Raw genomic sequence first — 18,575 nt, 5'->3', positions numbered from 1 at the left:
GATTTAACTACCTACATGAGCACCAAATTCACTTTACATAAAACTAAAAATCCTACCGACGAAGGCTGGCACCAGATCAGCGGCGCTATCAACAGCGACCAGATCATGGAAATTTCTGATACAGAAGGGCGCAAAGCCACTAGAGGACTTACTTCTGTACCCAGTCCGTTTGCAAGAATGCACTTGTTTTCCTCAGCTTTTGATATGGTCAACAAAGATGGCCATAACCAGGATTCAGTCTATCACCGGATGGTTTCTCAATGTCTGGATATGCTGGAATTGCTGTTCAACTATCAGGGTTACAAAAAAGCTAAAGCAAATTTAAGCATTACCAAATGGAGCCGGGACAACGAAATTCAGGCTTTGCTCAATAGTCCTCATACTAACCAGAGATTATTGGGAAAAACGCTGCAACTCTTTCTGGAACAGGAAGGAGATACGAATGCTTTCAGCAGCCTGAAAGATGTATATATTATCAAGTACGATTATCAGCTCATTGGCGGTTCTTCGCCACTCACCTTATTTTTCACCAATCCGGATCTGAAACCGATAGATCTGAAAACACCCAAAGGCGACCGGTATTTCGAGCGGAATGTGCCTTTGCATCAGCGTCACGAAGATTTTCAGGTATATTTATACAAACTATTTCGGAGTAATCCGGCATTGAAAAGAACCTGCCGAACGCTGTTTGAATATATTATTGAAAGCCGGGATGAATATGCCAGCCGGGAAATCAGAAATGCCTTACTGGATATAGATAATAATCAAACGACCGACCTGGCTTCAGAGTATGATTTTTTGCGGGATGATGAAAATAATATTGTTACCATCAATAGCGTAGAATTTATTCAGAAACGGCCTGAAACTGGTGGTATTGAAGCGAAGAGTGATTTTACAATTAACCAGAATCCGGCTAAAACCATTGTTGGCACAAAACCACTGGTATTAAAAAATGGGTTCGATAGGGCAGGCATGCAGTATATGGCTGGTCCCTGGCAATCCAATACGAAAGTGCCTCTGAAAGATGCCTTACCGCTTAATCAACGTGTACTTCCTGACACCCATACAGTTTATCCTTACCTCACCATTGGCGATTTTCTTGAAGACTATATCATTAAGTTGCCGTATGGCATCAATGAGAAATTTTTTGTAACCGGCAAACACAATGCAGCCCTTACGCAGGATAGAATCTTTCCCTACTTACTTCCTATTAACCGGCGTTATTTCGATTATTTCGATCTGGAAGATTTGCAGCGGCAAATCAGTTTTGAGATCAAGGAGTCTAGTCTGGCAGGCGAGCGGATTATTGTACGCTTGAATATTCCCATCCGGAAAGGAGAAATAAATTTCGAGAAAACCTATTATGCCAGGTTGCAGGATTACCCCACGCTGGAACGCAAAGAGGAAGATGGCGAAATCGTGAATTGCAAAGCAGGCCTGGGGATTTTCCCTTTCTACAAAGTGATGAACCAGCCGCAGTACAATAACTATTACAAACTGATGCTCATTGATGTGGATGACCGGGAAGATCTCATTAATGAAGAATACGATCTGAAGTTTTTCGCTGGCAATGCAGAAATTCAGCAAAATGTGAAGAAGAATTCCCGGCGTTCCAAAAAAGAAGAACTGATCGGTTCGTCCACCTATTACGAAGTAGACCGGCCTTTTGATTTTATTGAAATCTATCCACAAAAGCTCCGGCACAACGATATTAAAGGGCTTATTATTCCCAAATGGCGGCCAGTAAATGTAGGAGGAAAAGCATTTTCGTTTGCCATCGATTTTGGTACTACCAATACCCATGTTGCGTATGCAGACGACATCAATTCCATGCCTCGTCCATTTACCGTCGGTGAAGAAGATGTGCAGGTGGGTATGCTTAATAAACCAGCCGATATAGAATCAAGCGACAAAGCACTAATTGCTTCCAGATACAGCCGGGGTTTAAATAACCTGCGGGAAACACTCATTTTGCAGGAACGCGAATTTATTCCTTCCATCGTCGGCAATGAATTTGGCTCTAATTTCCGTTTCCCGGTTCGTACGGCGGTGAGTGAAACGGAGAATTTTAAAATAGAGCCAGCGGTTTTGCTGGGAAATATCAATGTAGCCTTCAGCTTTGAGAAAGAACGCCTGGACCGCAAAGCACCAGTAAAGACCAATCTGAAATGGCAATCGCAAATGGATGTGAAAGGGTTGCAACGCATTGAAGCATTTTTTAAGGAAATGTTGCTCCTCATTAAAAATAAGATCATTCTCAACAGTGGCGATCCGGCCAAATCCAGAATTGTATGGTTCTCGCCTTTGAGTATGAGTGATTTTCAGAAAGGAGAATTCCAGGAAACCTGGCAGCGGAATTTTGAAGCTATCTTCGGCAATCATGGTACACTTACACATATTACAGAATCGGTAGCGCCTTTTTACTTCTTGCGCCGCACCAATCAACTGGTGGCTGGAGAGAACATTATTAACATTGATATTGGTGGTGGAACCACCGATGTATTGCTGTTTGTAAATCAGCAGCCCAGGTTTGGTTCGTCTTTTAAATTTGGAGCCAATGCCATCTGGGGAGCCGGGTTTAATGCCCATGAATTTCATGACAAAAGCAATGGATTTTTACAGGCGTTTAAAAACCAGGCCAGAAAAGATAAAGCCAGTACACAAAAATCTACTTCGGCCAATGATAATATTGAGGAGTTCTATAATGATCTCATTCACTATGATACTGGTGGCGATATCACATTAGCTTCTTCAGATATTATTAGCTTTTTATTTAACTATGATGAGGAAGCCAGGCCGCAACTCAAATTCGGAGATTTTATCCGCAATGATAAACACCTGAAAATTATTCTGCTGCTCCATTATAGTGCGATTATTTACCACATTGCCCAGCTTATTAACTATGTTAAAAAGCACAAAGATCCGAATATTGTTATTCCAAGGTATTTTGTATTTAGTGGGAAAGGTAGCTTGTATATAAATGCCCTGGGTGGTGCAAGTGGAAAAGGGATAAAAGCACTTACCAAGTATATTCTGGAAAACGTATGTGGACCAGAAGGATTAAACATTCCTGCTAACTTTGAACTCATTCTGACTAAAGAGCCAAAAGAAGCTACTGCCAATGGCGGAGTACTTGCCAATCAGAATGGGACCGATCCTGATATTACTCACATTGTGCTGACTGGTGCAGAAGATACTGCTACTCCACAAACCAGGATTAAGTATGGCGAAATAAGCCGGGAATTACAGGAAAGTGTGCTTCAAAATACCCGCAAACTGCTGAGCCTGGTGCTGGACAATGAAGACCTGAATCTGAAGAATTATTTTGGCATTGATACTGATCTGGATGTAGTGAAACGAACGCTGGAACAACACTTGAAAGATGGCCTGCAGGAAGGATTAAGTGGATTTGTAAATAATAAAGAGCCGCTGGAGGAAAGTTTGTTTTTTTACCCATTCGTCCATAGCTTGGTAAATCTTTCCAAAGAACTCAATCACACCTACTATGCCTGAAAACAAAATAGCCTTATTTAAAACAATTTTTCCAGGGATTGCTGTCTTATATAAGCAGCGTATGATAGGGATTGCTATACAAATAGGGGTTCTATTCATTCCAGTTTCTTTAGCTGCTCAATCTTCCCAGGAAATTTTCAATCAGGCAGTAGACCGGTTTAATTTTGCTACCATGCAAGTTGTATTAGCCGATGATAAACAAAAACCAGAGGCAGGAAAGCTGGCAGCAAGGCTGGATGAGTTAAATTATAATACAGATTCACTACTTAAAGAGGTTATTAAAATATATGATCTTAATTCTAAAACACAGGAATTAAGCGTAAAAATAAACGGATTTAAATCAGCCTACAGTGTTAAAAAATCTATTGACAAGCAACTTAGCCAGGTAATTGACTTTATTGTTGAGGATCGTAAAAAGAAAAGCTATTTACCGCAGTTACAAGAAAAATTAGCCGATATTAGAAAAGAAGCGATTGAATTAGCAGATGAAAATAACCAGATGATGACCGCTTCTGCTTTGCAATCAAGTTCAGCCTCAAAACTTGTAAGTACCCAGCAAGCAGCATTTCCTGATTTTATGTCGATTGCTGTAATTATAATTGGGTTAATATCATTAGTGAATTTATGGTTTTATTATAGAATAATCCAAAGAAGACGAAATTCATCTGGCGAGAAAGATGATTATTATAAAACTGTCCGGCAATCCATTGATTTTGAGATATATCCTCGCCTGGAAAAGAATAATGAGAATCTTGAGAAAAAAATTGAGAATCTTCGTCAAGAGATAATGGCATTATTAAAAGAAAGCCATTCACAATTGCAAGAGCCTTTAATAGTAAAGCCTATTGTGACAGTTCCCCAAAAACCAGTTATAGAACAGAAAGTGACCGAACCAAAACCAGTAATGCCCCTCACAGTAGCGCAAACTAATATGCCAAAGGTGGTAAGTTTTCAGGTAGCGAAGCCTACACCACCGGAAGCACCTAAACCAGTGAAAAAATATGCTGATTATCCGAAGGAAAACGGTTTTGTTATTTCCCAATTGCAGGACATCAGCGATCGGCGCAGTATTTACGAAATTACCATCCTTGCCAACAGCGAACAAGCGTCTTTTTCTGTAGTAGATAATAAAGAACTGCACGAATATGCCATTCAGAACAGGGAAAGATTGCTGAAAGATGCCTGTGATTTTGAAATATCATCTTCTCAGCATACAAAAATAGAAGTGATAAAACCAGGAATGTTGCTTAAAAACGGCAATAGCTGGCAAATTATAGAAAAAGCAAAAATCAAGTTTGTGTAATGATGCCGATGGGTTTTGATGTTGTAACGTTGCTGGAGATACTGTGTATCGGGATTATTCTCATCTTACAGATTTACCAATACCGCCTGAATCTTTCAAAAATTAATCACCTGGAAGAAATCTATCCCGAAACAGGACTCGAAGTAGTTGATATTGAAGAAGCAGAAGGCCTTAAACTCATTAATCAGAATGGCAATTTTAACGAAGGTTTTGTACGCATTTTATCGGCTACTAATCTGTATCTGCAAAAAAACCGGGGTAACGCCGCTGATTTTAATATACTCCGGGATATTTCCGAACGGGAATCTGAAGCATTAGAAAATGAAATTGAATCTAATATTGCCTTGCCCTTATACATCGGGCTGATGGGTACTTTTGTAGGCGTAATTATTGGCCTACTGGAAATAACCTTTTTTGAAGAAATCAAAGATTCTTCTATTCAATCTTTTTTAGGTGGTGTACTTATAGGTATGGGCGGAAGCGCTTGTGGATTACTGCTTACTACTTTAGGCAACTACTATTTCAAGAAAGCACGGCTTTCCCGCGACCGTAACAAAAATAATTATTATACTTTTCTACAGGCAGAACTCTTGCCTTCGCTTACTTCTGATATGGCGGCTAGTCTTTCCAGTTTAAAGAATAATCTGGATGCTTTTAACCAGGAGTTTTCTGAAAATATAAGCTCATTCAAAGGAACGGTTTCCGGCATTACTCAAAACTTGTCTTTGCAAAAAGAGTTTCTGGAAACCCTGCAGCGGGGAAGTTACCAGCAGATTGTCCAAGCCAATGTAGAAGTGTTCAGCAAAATAGAAAAAAGCCTGCCAGTGCTCGAACAGTTCATTCGTTCTATTGGAGAAGCTAATATTCTAACTGAACAAGCGAAGAGTTCATTTTCTGCCATCAAGCAGATTATGGATGATCTCCGTGGCTTCCGGGAGGGAATACAGGGATTAGGAAAATACATGCAGGAAAATGACAACCTGATAGAAAAACAAGTGCGCTACCTGAATTCGTATATTCAAACCGCTGGCCAGGCTACTGATCATATGGGCAAACACTTTGATAAAGTGGATGATGCCGTTACCCGATTTGTAGAAAAACGCATTCAGACTCTTATGGAAGATTCCCGGAAAGCAGCCGTACAGATTGAGGATTATTTTGCTCGTATGCGGGAAGACAATATTCATATTGCCTTAGCTAAGCAGATAGATTCCTTGAAAACAGAGATTCAAAAAGTGGGAAATGGCAAACCAGCAACTCCTCAACTCCCAAATCTGCATCCGCTGGCACCCAAACAAGATGCTGTCAAAACTGTTGTGAATAATTCGCCAGCAATTCCAGTCATTAAAAATGAATTTATTAACTCTCCGGCTTTCAAAATATTTGTATACGTAAGCACTGCTTTTTATGCCATTGCATTGGCGGCTTTCATAGGCTTTATAATGGCCAGGTTTTTCAATAACTAGTTAAGGAATCCGATCATCTGATGTTCACAGTGCCTTGTAAGGTGCCATCACTTTTCCACAGTTTAGAACCGTTTTTTTCATTCTCCGTTACAAAGAAAAGTACACCATTTGCATTAGTCAGTTGCCGGGGGGAAGAACTGCCATTACCGGATTTTATATCTTTTACTAATTTTGTTCCTGCCGTTGTACCATCACTTTTCCATAATTCATTACCATATGTGCTGTTCTTAATGGTAAAAAACAACTTATTACCTGCGGATTTAATCGACTCAACATAGGAATTAAACTCATTTGTAACCGGACCTAAGTCCTTGACTGCTACCGTACCGGAAGCAGTCCCATTACTTTTCCACAGCTCATTTTTTTCTATATTTCCCTTAGTAGAAGAAATAATAAAATACAATACACCATTCAAATCATGCATACCCCGGAAATTTGTACTTGCTGAATAATAATCTGATCCCTGGGTGATATCTTTCACCAAAATGGTTCCTGCATTTGTTCCATCACTCTTCCACAATTCTCTGCCATTTTCTTTACTTCCATACGTGAAATACAACATACCCCCTGAACTTGTTAATTTCAGTGGGTGATAAATGAATTCCTGATTAGAAAATTGGTTATTAGTAAATCCATCTTTTACTAGTACTGTGCCTGTTGCTGTTCCATCACTTTTCCATAGTTGTTTGCCTGAAGCGCTAAAAAAATATAGCAAGTTATTCACATTCACTAGTTCAGGCGAAAGTCTGGAATTACTATTCGGTGAAACAGCCACTTCAATACCTTTCTTTACCTCAATAGTACCTGTTACCGTACCATTGCTTTTCCACAAATCATAACTAAGCGAACTATTATTTGCAGTAAAAAATAGCGTTTTCCCAACAGCAACAAGTGTAATGGCAACCTGATTCAGCTGGTATTGCTCGGGAGAGGGTGCAAGTGAAACATCTTTTAATTTAACTGTGCCTGCTGATGTTCCATCGCTTTTCCACAATTCAAACCTCTCGCGGGTAATATTTACTGTAAAGAATAAGGTGCCATTTACATTGGTAAAATTCATAGGGTTAGAGCTGGTAACGCCAGAAAAAATATCTTTTACCAAAAAAGTACCACTACTTGTTCCATCGCTTTTCCATAATTCCCGGCCAGACCCTTTATCAAAGCCTGAAAAATAGATAATATTATTAATAGCGGTTAAGCTTTGTGGTAACAATGAATTAGCTTGGGCAAAACCCTGATTGTGAATCGAAATAACGAGGCCACATATCAGAGTAAAATGATATGCTTGTTTACTCCACAATAGATTTAAAGATAATTTCATACAGGATCTTGAGGTTTTGGTCAAATTAGGGAAATGTTATTAAATATTGAGAATAGACTTATTCTATTGTAAATGGACTGAAAATTATGTCAACTTAGTACAAGGTAAAATGTTAATAACTATTACCTATGATCGGCTCGATTTTATACTCAAACAATAAAAGATTGTAAAAATTACGTGTAAAATTCTATGTTGGAAATAATTCTACTAAGCTGGCTGTAAATGAGGCTACAATTTAATCAGTATAATTAAACTACTCAATACCTAAAATTAGGTATTTTTTGTTTTTAGTCTTAGATATTTGTCTAAATAAGAAGCCAATCAAATGGGTAAAGACAATACTATTGAGAAGTTAGTATTAAAAATACCTAATTTTAGGTATTGTTTCTTTTATTAAAAGACTATTATTTTACAATTCTGTCCAGCTATCTGTAAGAATAAAACTTTCTTGTAATCCTATTTAAGCAACATCTCCTTCAGGAGGTTATTTCTTATTCTTACTACCGATTAAATGGTCTTTTCGAGCTTTTTGCTAATTACTATGTTTAAACAAATACATGGGAAACATGATAAAGTATTTCATATTATTATCAGAGATTTCTTCTTTCTAACAGTTTTTGTTTTAATTTCTTCTACTGGTCAACTTTTTGCCCAATCAGGCTTGCATCATTCTCAACACGAACTTGATTTATGGAGACAAAGGAAAAACGAAGGGCCGTATAAAATTATTCCATCTAAAAGCCTAACTGGTGTAACAGTGTATGAAGGAGGCTGGGAGGGTTTGTTACGAAATAAAAATCACTTTTTAGCTAATCCTACTCAAGCCAGATGGATTGTTTCTCCTTTTCCTCCGTTGAAAACATCAAATACTCCCCCGCTGAAAGCATCTAAAAGAATGTGTGATGCAGCTTTCGTAGCCCTGGTTGAAAATGATGTTGCACTAGCCAATCTGGTACGTGATCATCTGCTTTGGCAGGCACAAGAACTTACTACAGATTTTAACAATACTACTGCCTGGCAGCGTACCTATAATCATATTGGTGAAACAGAGCCGAATCTTATGGGGAGTAACTGGAGCCTAAGCCATGTATATGCCTACGATTTTATAAAAGATATAGCAGAGTTTACTCCAGAACAAAAAAATAGCATACACAACTGGCTTCAGGGTATGGGTATGTATTATATGACTGTGGCAAGAGCCGCTTTAGACCTGCTATTTATCAATCCCTATAATGAAGATTACAACTTGTCTAGTTATGCCAGATCAGTATATAATAACAATCCTGGTGTAATTAAAACACATGCGAATGGAAATGTTATACAAAGTTTGCATAAATTTTATAACAACCGGCGATACAGTTTAATCAGATGCGCATCTATGGTTGGGATATTATTAAATAATTCATTCCTTAAGGATAGGGCTGCCCGGTGTTTTAAAGAGTATTTTAAGTTTGGAATGTTTCCGGATGGGTATGTAGCGGATTATGAAAAAGCGTTTGATGGCAGTGGCGCTCCAACAGATTCTAACCTGGGATGGAAATATTCTATTGTTCCTTTAGCTACCCTAACTGAGATTGCTGATGCCTTTGCCCGGACTGGCGATGTAAGCCTTTTTAAATATCAAACATCTCAAGGAGCATTAGGCTCAGAGGGAGGAACAAAAAGCTTATATAAAGGTATCGTTACTTTCTGTAAACATGTAGACGGCCAGACAGCCTTTGATGATGGCGCTACGCTTCATTACCAGGATGGTTTTCTGAATGATGCGACCAGGATTATCAATACTAATAATGCATACAACCGGGACACACGCTTTACCAGTTTTCATGATATTGTAGCTGCAATGGCTAATCTTTTCTATAAAGACAACTATGTACGGGGCACCTATATGAGACAAAACCCGGGTGCGCCTCCGTTTAATACAGCTGACGTTACAGTACAGATAGGCGGGTCGGACAATATTGAAATATGGGGTGGCGGTTTTGATGGGATGGCTGATATGTTATTTATGTATGGACAAATGGAATCTACATACAATCCATATACAGTTGTTGCGCTCAGTTCACCAGCAGATCAATCGATTTTTACTTCAGATAACAATATAATAATTGAAGCTACTGCTACTGCTCCTAATACTTCAATAAGTAAAGTGGAATTTTATAATGGGGCAACCAAACTGGGAGAATCCCTAAGTAGTCCCTATACTTTTACATGGCCAAATCCACCAGCAGGCAATTATACGCTTACTGCCAGGGCAATAGATGATATGGGTGCAATAGCTTATTCATCCAGTGTAGAAATTACAGTGAAACTACCTAATCAGGCACCCAATGTAAGTATTCATTCACCTCTGTCAGGCACAAATTTTATCACACCTGCTGTTATTACCATTGAAGCTACTGCAGACGACATAGATGGTACAGTAAGTAAAGTAGAATTTTTTGAAGGCACAACACTATTAGGAGAAGATACAGATGGCAGTAATGGATGGACATATAACTGGACTAATGCTACTATAGGACTTTATACCCTCATTGCAAAAGTTACAGATAATGAGGAAAAATCAGCTACATCTGGTGAGTTAAGTATCCGTATAAAGGCACCTAATCAGTTACCAATAGTAAATGCAGGCGATGATCAGTCAATAAACCTGTCTGTTAATAGTATATCCATTACCGGAACGGCTAGTGATTCTGATGGTATGATAGCGACTTATGCATGGACCAAACAAAGCGGACCTGAAGTTAGTATGAGCGGAATAAGTTCGGAAACCCTACAAATCAACGACTTAATACCGGGTGCATATGTGTTCAGACTTACAGTAACTGATAATGAGGATGCAATCTCATTTGATGAAGTTTCTATACTAGTAAATGCAGCTCCTGCAATATCTATCACAGCTCCTGCAAACAATTCTGCCTTTATTGACCCTGCCTCTGTTACAATCACAGTTAATGCATCAGACACAGATGGAGAAATCACCAAAGTAGAGTTCTATAACGGTACCACCAGGCTGGGAGAAGATGTAGAGGCTCCATATAGTTATACCTGGACAAATGTTGGCGTGAATACTTATTCTATAACAGCCAAAGCCACGGACAATAGAGGTGCCGTTACAAATTCCGGCGCAATAAGTATTCTGGTAAATCCAGCTCCTGTTAACCAGCCTCCTGTAGCTAATGCAGGCGCAGACATTACGCTTACACTACCTACTAACAATGTTACATTGCTGGGCACAGCCGCTGATCCTGATGGTAATACAACTATTGCCTCCACCGTATGGACTAAACTAAGCGGCCCAGCAGCCACAATAAGCGGCGCAAGCACAACTTCACTTACTTTAACGAATCTGGTAGAAGGAACATACGTTTTCAGACTTACTGTAAGTGATAACGCCTCACCCGCTCTTACACATTTTGACGAAGCTACAGTACTAGTAAAACCCGCCCCTGTAAGTCAATCAGTAGCAAGTTTCAGTTTGATAAATGCTGATACAGAGCAGCCTATTAAAACTTTAGTAGTTGGAGAACAGCTAAATCTGGCAACCTTATCTACCAAAAACCTTAACATCAGAGCTAATACTAACCCTGCTTCAGTAGGAAGTGTAGTGTTTAATTTAACCGGAGCGCAAAGCAAATCTTTTATAGATTCAGGTTTACCCTATGCCTTGTATGGAGATGTTTTAGGAAATTATAATGCATGGACTCCAGTCGTCGGAAGTTATACGCTTGCTGCAACTCCTTATTCGGCTTCAAATGGCAGTGGCACTAAAGGGACAGGCATGTCTATTTCTTTTTCTGTAGTTAACATACCCCCTCCATGTTCGGCAAGTGGAAAGATCTTACGGGAATACTGGGCAAATATTTCAGGTACTTCTCTAACAGCTATACCTTTAACTAAAACACCTACCTCTACTTCACAGCTATCAACTTTCGAAGCGCCTTCCAACGTAGCTAATAACTATGGGCAACGGATAAGAGGCTATATTTGCGCTCCAGCAACCGGAAGTTATACATTCTATATTGCCTCAGATGACAACAGTGAGCTATATTTAAGTACAGATGATAATCCGGTGAATAAAAAAAGAATAGCTTCCGTAACAGGAAATACAAATGTAAAGCAATGGACTAAATATAGTTCTCAGAAATCTGCTTCAGTAACCCTGCAGGCGGGAAGAAGATACTATATAGAAGCTTTACATAAAGAAGGCACTGGAAATGATAATCTGGCCGTAGGCTGGATACGCCCTGGCTCTTCATCTATAGCAGTGATACCAGGTTCTGTATTGTCACCTTTTATTAATAGCGTTGCGCGAATTGATATTTCAGAAGGAGAATCAGCAAGAATAGCACCTACAGTATACCCTAACCCTTTTGAAGAGGAAATAACAGTAAATCTGGAAGGTAATGAAGACCGAAAAGCTACAATAACTGTATTAGATGTATTAGGTAAGGTATATTATTTTAATACTATATCATTAAGCAAAGGAAACAACAGGATAGCTATTCATTTATCTAGTAGCAAGCTAAAAGCTGGCTTTTACTTTTTAAAAATACAGACTGCAATTGTTGAGGAAAGAGTTATTAAATTAATAAAGAAATAACTATAACTATGATTGAAAACATTTTCTGAATAAAATTGGTAGCTTATCTTTTCATTAGATAAAGTGCCAATTTTTTTAACCTGTAAAAGGGTTAGGTCAATCTCGCAATTGCTATAAAGTATGTCTGTTTGGAGATAACCACTCCATATAAAGGGAATATTGACTTTGAAGATATAGCTAACAGATTACAAATCTTATCAAAGGTATCTGTAGAAATGTAAGATGCTGATTTTTAGTCAGATACTATAAACCGGCATTGATCAACTGATAATAATTTAATGTTATAATGTTTACATCTAAGTCGTTTTCTTTGACTTGTCTTGTTTCTCTTTCTTCTTCAGAAACTTTCCATCTGCATCAAAAGTAAGTTCAGTTTCGGCCTTGTCCTTTTTTAGTTTTACTTCATAAGTATTTTTAGAAGCCGTATTCTCCTCTTTAAAGGTAACATGGTCTACTTTGTGGCTGCCATAGTTTTTCTTCAGGTATTCTGAAACTAGAGCTGGCAAAGCACTGGTTTCAATTCGTTTTTGCGAAGAATCCCAGGAGCCATCTGACAAAAATTTGGCCTCTGCTTTTTTACCCGACAGTTTAAAGTCAACTTCATATTTGCCACTTTTGTTCTTCTTCCATTTTGCTTCAGCTGCCTGTGGGAATTTAGTTTTATAGGTACTTACAACCGCAGCTGGCACCTCAGTTTCTGCCATATCCTGGGCAACAGCGAAAGGGCTTACGAAAAAAATAATTAGGAATACTATCAGATTTTTGTGCATAGTATTGTGTGTTCAGATGAATGTATAAGGTAAAAATACTGATTAAAATTAATCTTTATTTACTAGCAACCAACATAATAATTGTGCGTATTAATATTGTTTGATAATCATATTTTTATCAAATGGCGAGGTGGGTGAGATCAATATAATAAAATTATAGCCTGTTGTAAGCAAACTTATAACAGGTTTTTCTCATTTACTTTCTGAAAGTACACAAATCCAATATAAGCTTATAGTTTGTTAATAGGCTTTACTTGCATTTATTTATAGAATAATTTTTGCTGAATGATCAGGTCATTTTTAGAAATAAAGACAATCGGAAAAGATGCAATAAATCAGAAGATTACAATCAACCAGCTCATAAATATCTTAATAAAATAGCAGCAGTCTAGTTTTTCATCAGATTATCTTTTGTGCGCCTATGATTGTTTTAGAAGCCCAAAAGTAGAATGCGCAGTAGTTCTAGCGGCTAAAGGAATCATTCACCAGCAGATAAGGCAGCTTGTTCTCAATTAAGGGCAGTATGAATTCTTTCATCTTTTCTGACTTGAAAAACAGGGTTAAATACTTACCCGATAAAGTCATTTTCTGTGAAATGGATACAAATCTATTTCTTAGTGACTGATGTTTTTTAATATCTTCTGCTCTTATTATAATTTTCATCCTGGCGACAATTTTGTAAATTGCTATTCTGCTATAAATAATTACGAAGATATAAACGTTTATAAATCAAAAAGGTATAAATAATTTCCAAAAAAACTCATCTTAAATAAACCTATTAGCTGCTGATTTGTTATAAATATTATGAACACATTACAAATACTTTTAGTCGAAGATAATCCTGGTGACATTCGTCTTACAAAAGAAGCTTTAAAACAATACGAAGCAAAAACTACTCTACAAGTTGTAACTGATGGCGAGCAAGCCCTGCGTTATCTTAACAAAGAAGGCGAATTTAATCAAGCTACTACCCCGATATATTGCTTCTTGATTTAAACTTGCCTAAGAAAAATGGCTTCGAAGTTCTGGAAACCATGCGCAAAGATGAAGGCTTGAAACATATTCCTGTAATTGTGCTTACTACCTCTGTATCAGAAGAAGATATTCTGCGTACCCATCATGCCAATGCCAATTGCTACATTAGCAAACCTTTTGATTTTCCTCAGTTTATAACAGCGATACAGATTATCAAACAGTTTAACCTGACTCCCCTTAAAGTAACTGACGACATTTAACTCTATAGTAATATAAACTTATTGTTAGGTTCGACATCAGGTTTATACCTTATTAGTTCTACGCATAAAGGAATAATTTGCCCGGATTATTCCTTTATGGGATATACCTTTTCTAATTACTTCCCTCCTACTTACTCGTTCCCTTTTTATTAATTTTTTACTGATATCAAGTCAAACAAATAGTATTTGTGAGATAAATAGTTAGCTGCTATTATATAGATTTTACTTTATCAGAATGGTACTTTTATATAAGTAATAAACGTATATTTTTTCTTACATCAATTTTTTAGCAAAGGATTTACTACTGATAAAAAATTTGATAATCCCCGGTTATACATACATTTTTTACTTTATAGGATCAATTTTCTTAATTCTTTATCTTAAAAAGCCTTTAATTTCTCATTGTTAGACAAAATACAGTCATAATTTGATAATAAACAGTGAGACTTTGTAATAAATTATGATGATAATTGTATGTATTTTCCAAGTTTATTTGTAATAAAAATGAGAAAGCTAAATTATTTTCTGGTTTTCATGATTTTAGTAGTGAGTAATTGTACTAAAAAAACATACTCAGATCTAAATTCACAGGCTTCCCAAAGTACAGCAAAGGCTGAGGGCAAAGCAAGGCGGACCGAAATCCTATTTTTGGGAGACAATGGGCACCACCGGCCTATCGAACGCATACCTTCATTGATGGCAGCGCTGGGGAATAAAGGTATTAACTTCACCTATACCGATAAGCTGGAAGACCTTAATGCTGCTACACTGGCCAAATACGATGGCCTGTTGGTTTATGCCAACTGGGACAGTATTCCTGCCGCACCAGAAAAAGCACTACTAGATTATGTAAACAGTGGAAAAGCATTAATTGCTGTGCATTGTGCTTCGTATTGTTTCCGTAATTCGTCCGAATATGTGAAAATGGTAGGCGGACAGTTCTGGCGGCATAAAATGGATACTATTCAGGCTACGATCACCCAGGCCAATCATCCGGTTATGGCTGGAGTCAAACCAATTGCGACCCTGGACGAAACCTATCTTCATAGCCAGTTACAGGCCGATAATAATGTGCTGATGGAACGTCAGATTGAAGCAGAGCAGGCTAGCGATAAACCCGGTCAGAAAACAGAGCCTTATACCTGGACTCGCTCATATGGCAATGGAAGAGTGTTTTATACTGCTTATGGGCACGACGAACATACCTGGGAGAACGCAGGATTTCATCAACTCATGGAAAATGGTATTCTATGGGCAGTAGGAGATCAGGTTAAAAAATTACGGGACGATCTGAATCCACAACCATTCACTTACAAAGAAGCTAAGTTACCCAACTACGAACAACGTTCAGGCCCGCAATTGCAGCAGAATGCACTTACGCCTGAAGAATCCATGAAACACATCCAGGTACCGGTAGATTTTAATCTGGAATTATTTGCAAAAGAGCCAGATGTAATGCACCCAATTGCCATGACCTGGGATGAACGAGGACGCTTATTTGTACTCATTACCAAAGACTATCCCAATGAGCGCAAAGAAACCGGAGGAAGCGACTATATTCTGCTTTGTGAAGACACCAATAAAGATGGTAAAGCTGATAAATTCACTAAGTATGCCGATGGCTTAAGTATTCCTACTGGCCTTGTAGCCTACAATGGTGGACTTATTGTTTCTCAGGCTCCTCACATGCTCTATCTGAAAGATACCAATGGCGATGATAAAGCGGATGAGAAGAAGATTCTATTTACCGGCTTTGGCACTTTCGATACCCATGCCGGCCCTTCTAACCTTCATTACGGATTCGACAACTGGATATGGGGATGTGTAGGCTATTCCGGATTTAAAGGTGTAAGCAAAGGCGATTCAGTTAAATTTGGCCAGGCATTTTTCCGCTTTAAGCCAGATGGCTCTGAGATAGAACATATTACCACTACTTCTAACAATACCTGGGGATTTGCCTTTAATGAAACAGGTGATGTGTTTGGTTCTACTGCTAATAACTCACATGGCTGGTATATGGCGATTCCTCACCGCTATTTTAATTCAGCTCCTGGCGTAGACAATGGTAGCCGGGGTACCGATACGCATAAAGACATGAAACCTATTACTTCGAAAGTACGCCAGGTAGACGTATTCGGAGGATTTACCGCGGCAGCCGGACATAATTTCTATACCGCCCGTTCTTTCCCCAAAAAATACTGGAATTCTGTAGCTTTTGTTGCAGAACCTACCGGACACGTGCTGCACCAGAATAGAATGGTAAAAACCGGTACAGATTACGAAGATAAAGAAGACTTTAACTTAATGGCCGGTGCCGATGAATGGTTTTCACCAGTATTTGCCGAAGTGGGTCCGGATGGAGCCGTCTGGGTAGCGGACTGGTATAGTTTTATTATTCAGCATAATCCAACGCCTAAAGGATTTGAAAATGGACTGGGTAATGCTTACGATACAGACTTAAGGGATTATACCCATGGACGGATTTACCGGGTGTCTTATAAAGAAGCGCCTGCCTATACACCTATTGCTTTAAGCAAAGACCGCCCACAAGAACTGGTAGCTGCGCTTAAAAACAACAACATGTTCTGGCGGCAACAAGCCCAGCGTTTACTGGTAGAACGCGGCCAGAAAGATGTAGTACCCCAACTGATCGCCTTGGTAAAAGACCAGTCTCTGGATGAAGTTGGAATAAATCCTGGTGCCATTCATGCCCTCTGGACGTTACATGGCTTAGGTGCTCTGGATGGTTCAGATGCAACTGCTTTACAGGCCGCACAAGCAGCATTGACTCATGCATGTTATGGCGTGCGTAAAACAGCGGTACAAGTATTGCCTCGTACGGAAGCAACTACTTCTGCACTTCTACAAGCGAATACCTTGAGTGATAAAGAACCATTGGTTGTGTTAAATACACTGCTTGCTTTCTCAGAATTACCTTTGTCTCCGGATGCAGAAAAAACGATTCTGGCCCGTATGGAACAAGCCAAAGAAGTAGAAGACCGCTGGTTGCCTGATGGCTTTGCTGCTGTTCTTACCAGTAATAATGGCAAGCTGATGCAAACCTATTTGAAACAAGCAGCTGGAAAAGCAGGTTCGCAATCCAAAAATTCAGTGGGTGCCGCCAACACAAATGCCTCTGCTGCGCATAATCACATGGCCATGAGTCAGTCGAACCAGACGCAAAGCAATACACCTACTATACAAAAAACATCTTCACCAGGAAACCAGCCGGATCTGGTAGTAACCAATATCCGTACAGAACCAGCTATGCCTTATGTAAGGGAGAGTGTGCGGATGTTTGTAGAAGTAAAAAACCAGGGTGGAGCCGCTTTACCTAAAGGTACTCCTACTCCACTTTCTATTCGTATTGCCGGATTGGGAAGGGTGATTAACCTGGTAAGTATGGTTCATACAGACGGCATTGAGGCAGGGCAAACCGTTACTATCGAACGCGGTACCAATGGCCCCTGGACTGGTCCTTTGTCCTTTAACTCAGAAAAAGCCGGCGACTATACTGTAACTATTGTAACAGACCGTGATAACCAGATTGCAGAATCCAATGAAACCAATAATGTATTCACCTATAAGCTTAACTACAAAGGCCCTCAAAATTTATCAGTCTATGCCATGGAAAGAGCGGCCCGTAGTTATGCTTCCACCGCCTCTGTAGATGAAGTAATAACCATGTTACGCGAATCACAAAAACTAGATCCAATGGCTGGTCAGGCAATTATCAGAGGCGTAGCAGATGGCTGGGGAAACAAACGGAAAGCGGAAGTAAAAGCGGCTGATAAAACATTTGTTGCCAGCTTGAGTAAAACTGCCAGTGCTGATAACCAGGAACGGATCAACCGCCTTATGGTGGCATGGGGACTGAAAGCTGCCGAAGAAAAATCTGACCTGGATGCGCAAATTGTGATTATTAAAGTAGTCCGGGAAGCTTTACAATTCGACAAAAAAGAATTCACCGTAAGAGCTGGAAAACCAGTTGAAATAGTGCTCGAAAACCCTGATGCAATGCAGCATAACATGGTAATCGGCAAACCCAAAACGCTCGAAATTATTGGCGCTGCCGCTGACAAAATGATCACGGCCAAAGATGGTGCAGAGAAAAACTATGTGCCTTCAATTCCGCAGATAGTTGCGGCTACGCCTCTTGTCAATCCCGACCAGACATACCGGTTCAGATTTACAGCTCCGGCACAAGCGGGCAATTATCCTTTTGTTTGTACTTTCCCCGGACACTGGCGGGTGATGAATGGTATTATGATAGTTGAGAAATAGATAAATACAAGAGAAAAGTCATGAATTTCATGACTTTTCTCTTGTATTCCATATCTTCGGCCAGCAAATCCAATTATTTT

General features: G+C 39.1%; 9 protein-coding genes. 7 read left to right on the top strand and 2 right to left on the bottom strand.

Annotated features, from left to right (window positions below):
* Positions 1-15 precede the first annotated feature (15 nt).
* The 3 genes from GXP67_RS15070 to GXP67_RS15060 are packed head-to-tail and all read left to right on the top strand — an operon-like array spanning position 16 to position 6,282.
* The gene (locus GXP67_RS15070) at positions 16-3,513 is read left to right on the top strand and encodes an acetate and sugar kinases/Hsc70/actin family protein (protein ID WP_162443885.1); all 3,498 of its coding nucleotides are present in this window, start codon (positions 16-18) and stop codon (positions 3,511-3,513) included.
* Entirely contained in the window at positions 3,506-4,816 is a 1,311-nt protein-coding gene (locus tag GXP67_RS15065; RefSeq protein ID WP_162443884.1) for a hypothetical protein, read from the top strand. The genes GXP67_RS15070 and GXP67_RS15065 overlap by 8 nt, the downstream gene beginning before the upstream one ends.
* On the top strand, positions 4,816-6,282 hold the full coding sequence (locus tag GXP67_RS15060) for a hypothetical protein (RefSeq protein WP_162443883.1): 1,467 nt from the start codon (positions 4,816-4,818) through the stop codon (positions 6,280-6,282). The genes GXP67_RS15065 and GXP67_RS15060 overlap by 1 nt, the downstream gene beginning before the upstream one ends.
* Positions 6,283-6,295: 13 nt before the next feature.
* On the opposite strand, the gene GXP67_RS15055 is transcribed toward GXP67_RS15060, so the two are convergent.
* Positions 6,296-7,603 carry an ELWxxDGT repeat protein gene (locus GXP67_RS15055; RefSeq protein ID WP_162443882.1) on the bottom strand — a complete coding sequence of 436 codons (1,308 nt, stop codon included), beginning with the start codon at positions 7,601-7,603 and terminating at the stop codon, positions 6,296-6,298.
* Between the two features lie 541 nt (positions 7,604-8,144).
* Here GXP67_RS15055 and GXP67_RS15050 point away from each other — a divergent pair.
* Complete coding sequence (locus GXP67_RS15050) at positions 8,145-12,206, top strand: Ig-like domain-containing protein (protein ID WP_162443881.1); 4,062 nt, start codon at positions 8,145-8,147, stop codon at positions 12,204-12,206.
* A 296-nt stretch (positions 12,207-12,502) separates the two neighbouring features.
* Here GXP67_RS15050 and GXP67_RS15045 read toward each other — a convergent pair whose 3' ends face one another.
* Complete coding sequence (locus GXP67_RS15045; RefSeq protein WP_162443880.1) at positions 12,503-12,976, bottom strand: PepSY-like domain-containing protein; 474 nt, start codon at positions 12,974-12,976, stop codon at positions 12,503-12,505.
* Between the two features lie 804 nt (positions 12,977-13,780).
* Between GXP67_RS15045 and GXP67_RS37030 the strand changes: the two genes are divergently transcribed.
* The 3 genes from GXP67_RS37030 (at position 13,781) to GXP67_RS15035 (ending at position 18,495) form a co-directional block, all read left to right on the top strand.
* The gene (locus GXP67_RS37030; protein ID WP_197901689.1) at positions 13,781-13,972 is read left to right on the top strand and encodes a response regulator; all 192 of its coding nucleotides are present in this window, start codon (positions 13,781-13,783) and stop codon (positions 13,970-13,972) included.
* A 2-nt stretch (positions 13,973-13,974) separates the two neighbouring features.
* The gene (locus tag GXP67_RS37025) at positions 13,975-14,211 is read left to right on the top strand and encodes a response regulator (RefSeq protein ID WP_197901688.1); all 237 of its coding nucleotides are present in this window, start codon (positions 13,975-13,977) and stop codon (positions 14,209-14,211) included.
* A 504-nt stretch (positions 14,212-14,715) separates the two neighbouring features.
* Positions 14,716-18,495, top strand: a complete 3,780-nt coding sequence (locus GXP67_RS15035; RefSeq protein ID WP_162443879.1) for a PVC-type heme-binding CxxCH protein — start codon at positions 14,716-14,718, stop codon at positions 18,493-18,495.
* The last annotated feature ends 80 nt before the right edge of the window (positions 18,496-18,575 follow it).

Source organism: Rhodocytophaga rosea (assembly GCF_010119975.1).
Lineage (GTDB): Bacteria > Bacteroidota > Bacteroidia > Cytophagales > 172606-1 > Rhodocytophaga > Rhodocytophaga rosea.
This window is presented reverse-complemented; position numbering and strand designations above follow the sequence as displayed.

What these genes read in the sequence shown, in the direction of transcription:
- GXP67_RS15065 (WP_162443884.1), top strand. Translation starts at nt 3,506, where the DNA reads ATGCCTGAAAACAAAATAGCCTTATTTAAAACAATTTTTCCAGGGATT.
- GXP67_RS15070 (WP_162443885.1), top strand. Translation starts at nt 16, where the DNA reads ATGAGCACCAAATTCACTTTACATAAAACTAAAAATCCTACCGACGAA.
- GXP67_RS37030 (WP_197901689.1), top strand. Translation starts at nt 13,781, where the DNA reads ATGAACACATTACAAATACTTTTAGTCGAAGATAATCCTGGTGACATT.
- GXP67_RS15060 (WP_162443883.1), top strand. Translation starts at nt 4,816, where the DNA reads ATGATGCCGATGGGTTTTGATGTTGTAACGTTGCTGGAGATACTGTGT.
- GXP67_RS15035 (WP_162443879.1), top strand. Translation starts at nt 14,716, where the DNA reads ATGAGAAAGCTAAATTATTTTCTGGTTTTCATGATTTTAGTAGTGAGT.
- GXP67_RS15055 (WP_162443882.1), bottom strand. Translation starts at nt 7,603, where the DNA reads ATGAAATTATCTTTAAATCTATTGTGGAGTAAACAAGCATATCATTTT.
- GXP67_RS15045 (WP_162443880.1), bottom strand. Translation starts at nt 12,976, where the DNA reads ATGCACAAAAATCTGATAGTATTCCTAATTATTTTTTTCGTAAGCCCT.
- GXP67_RS15050 (WP_162443881.1), top strand. Translation starts at nt 8,145, where the DNA reads ATGTTTAAACAAATACATGGGAAACATGATAAAGTATTTCATATTATT.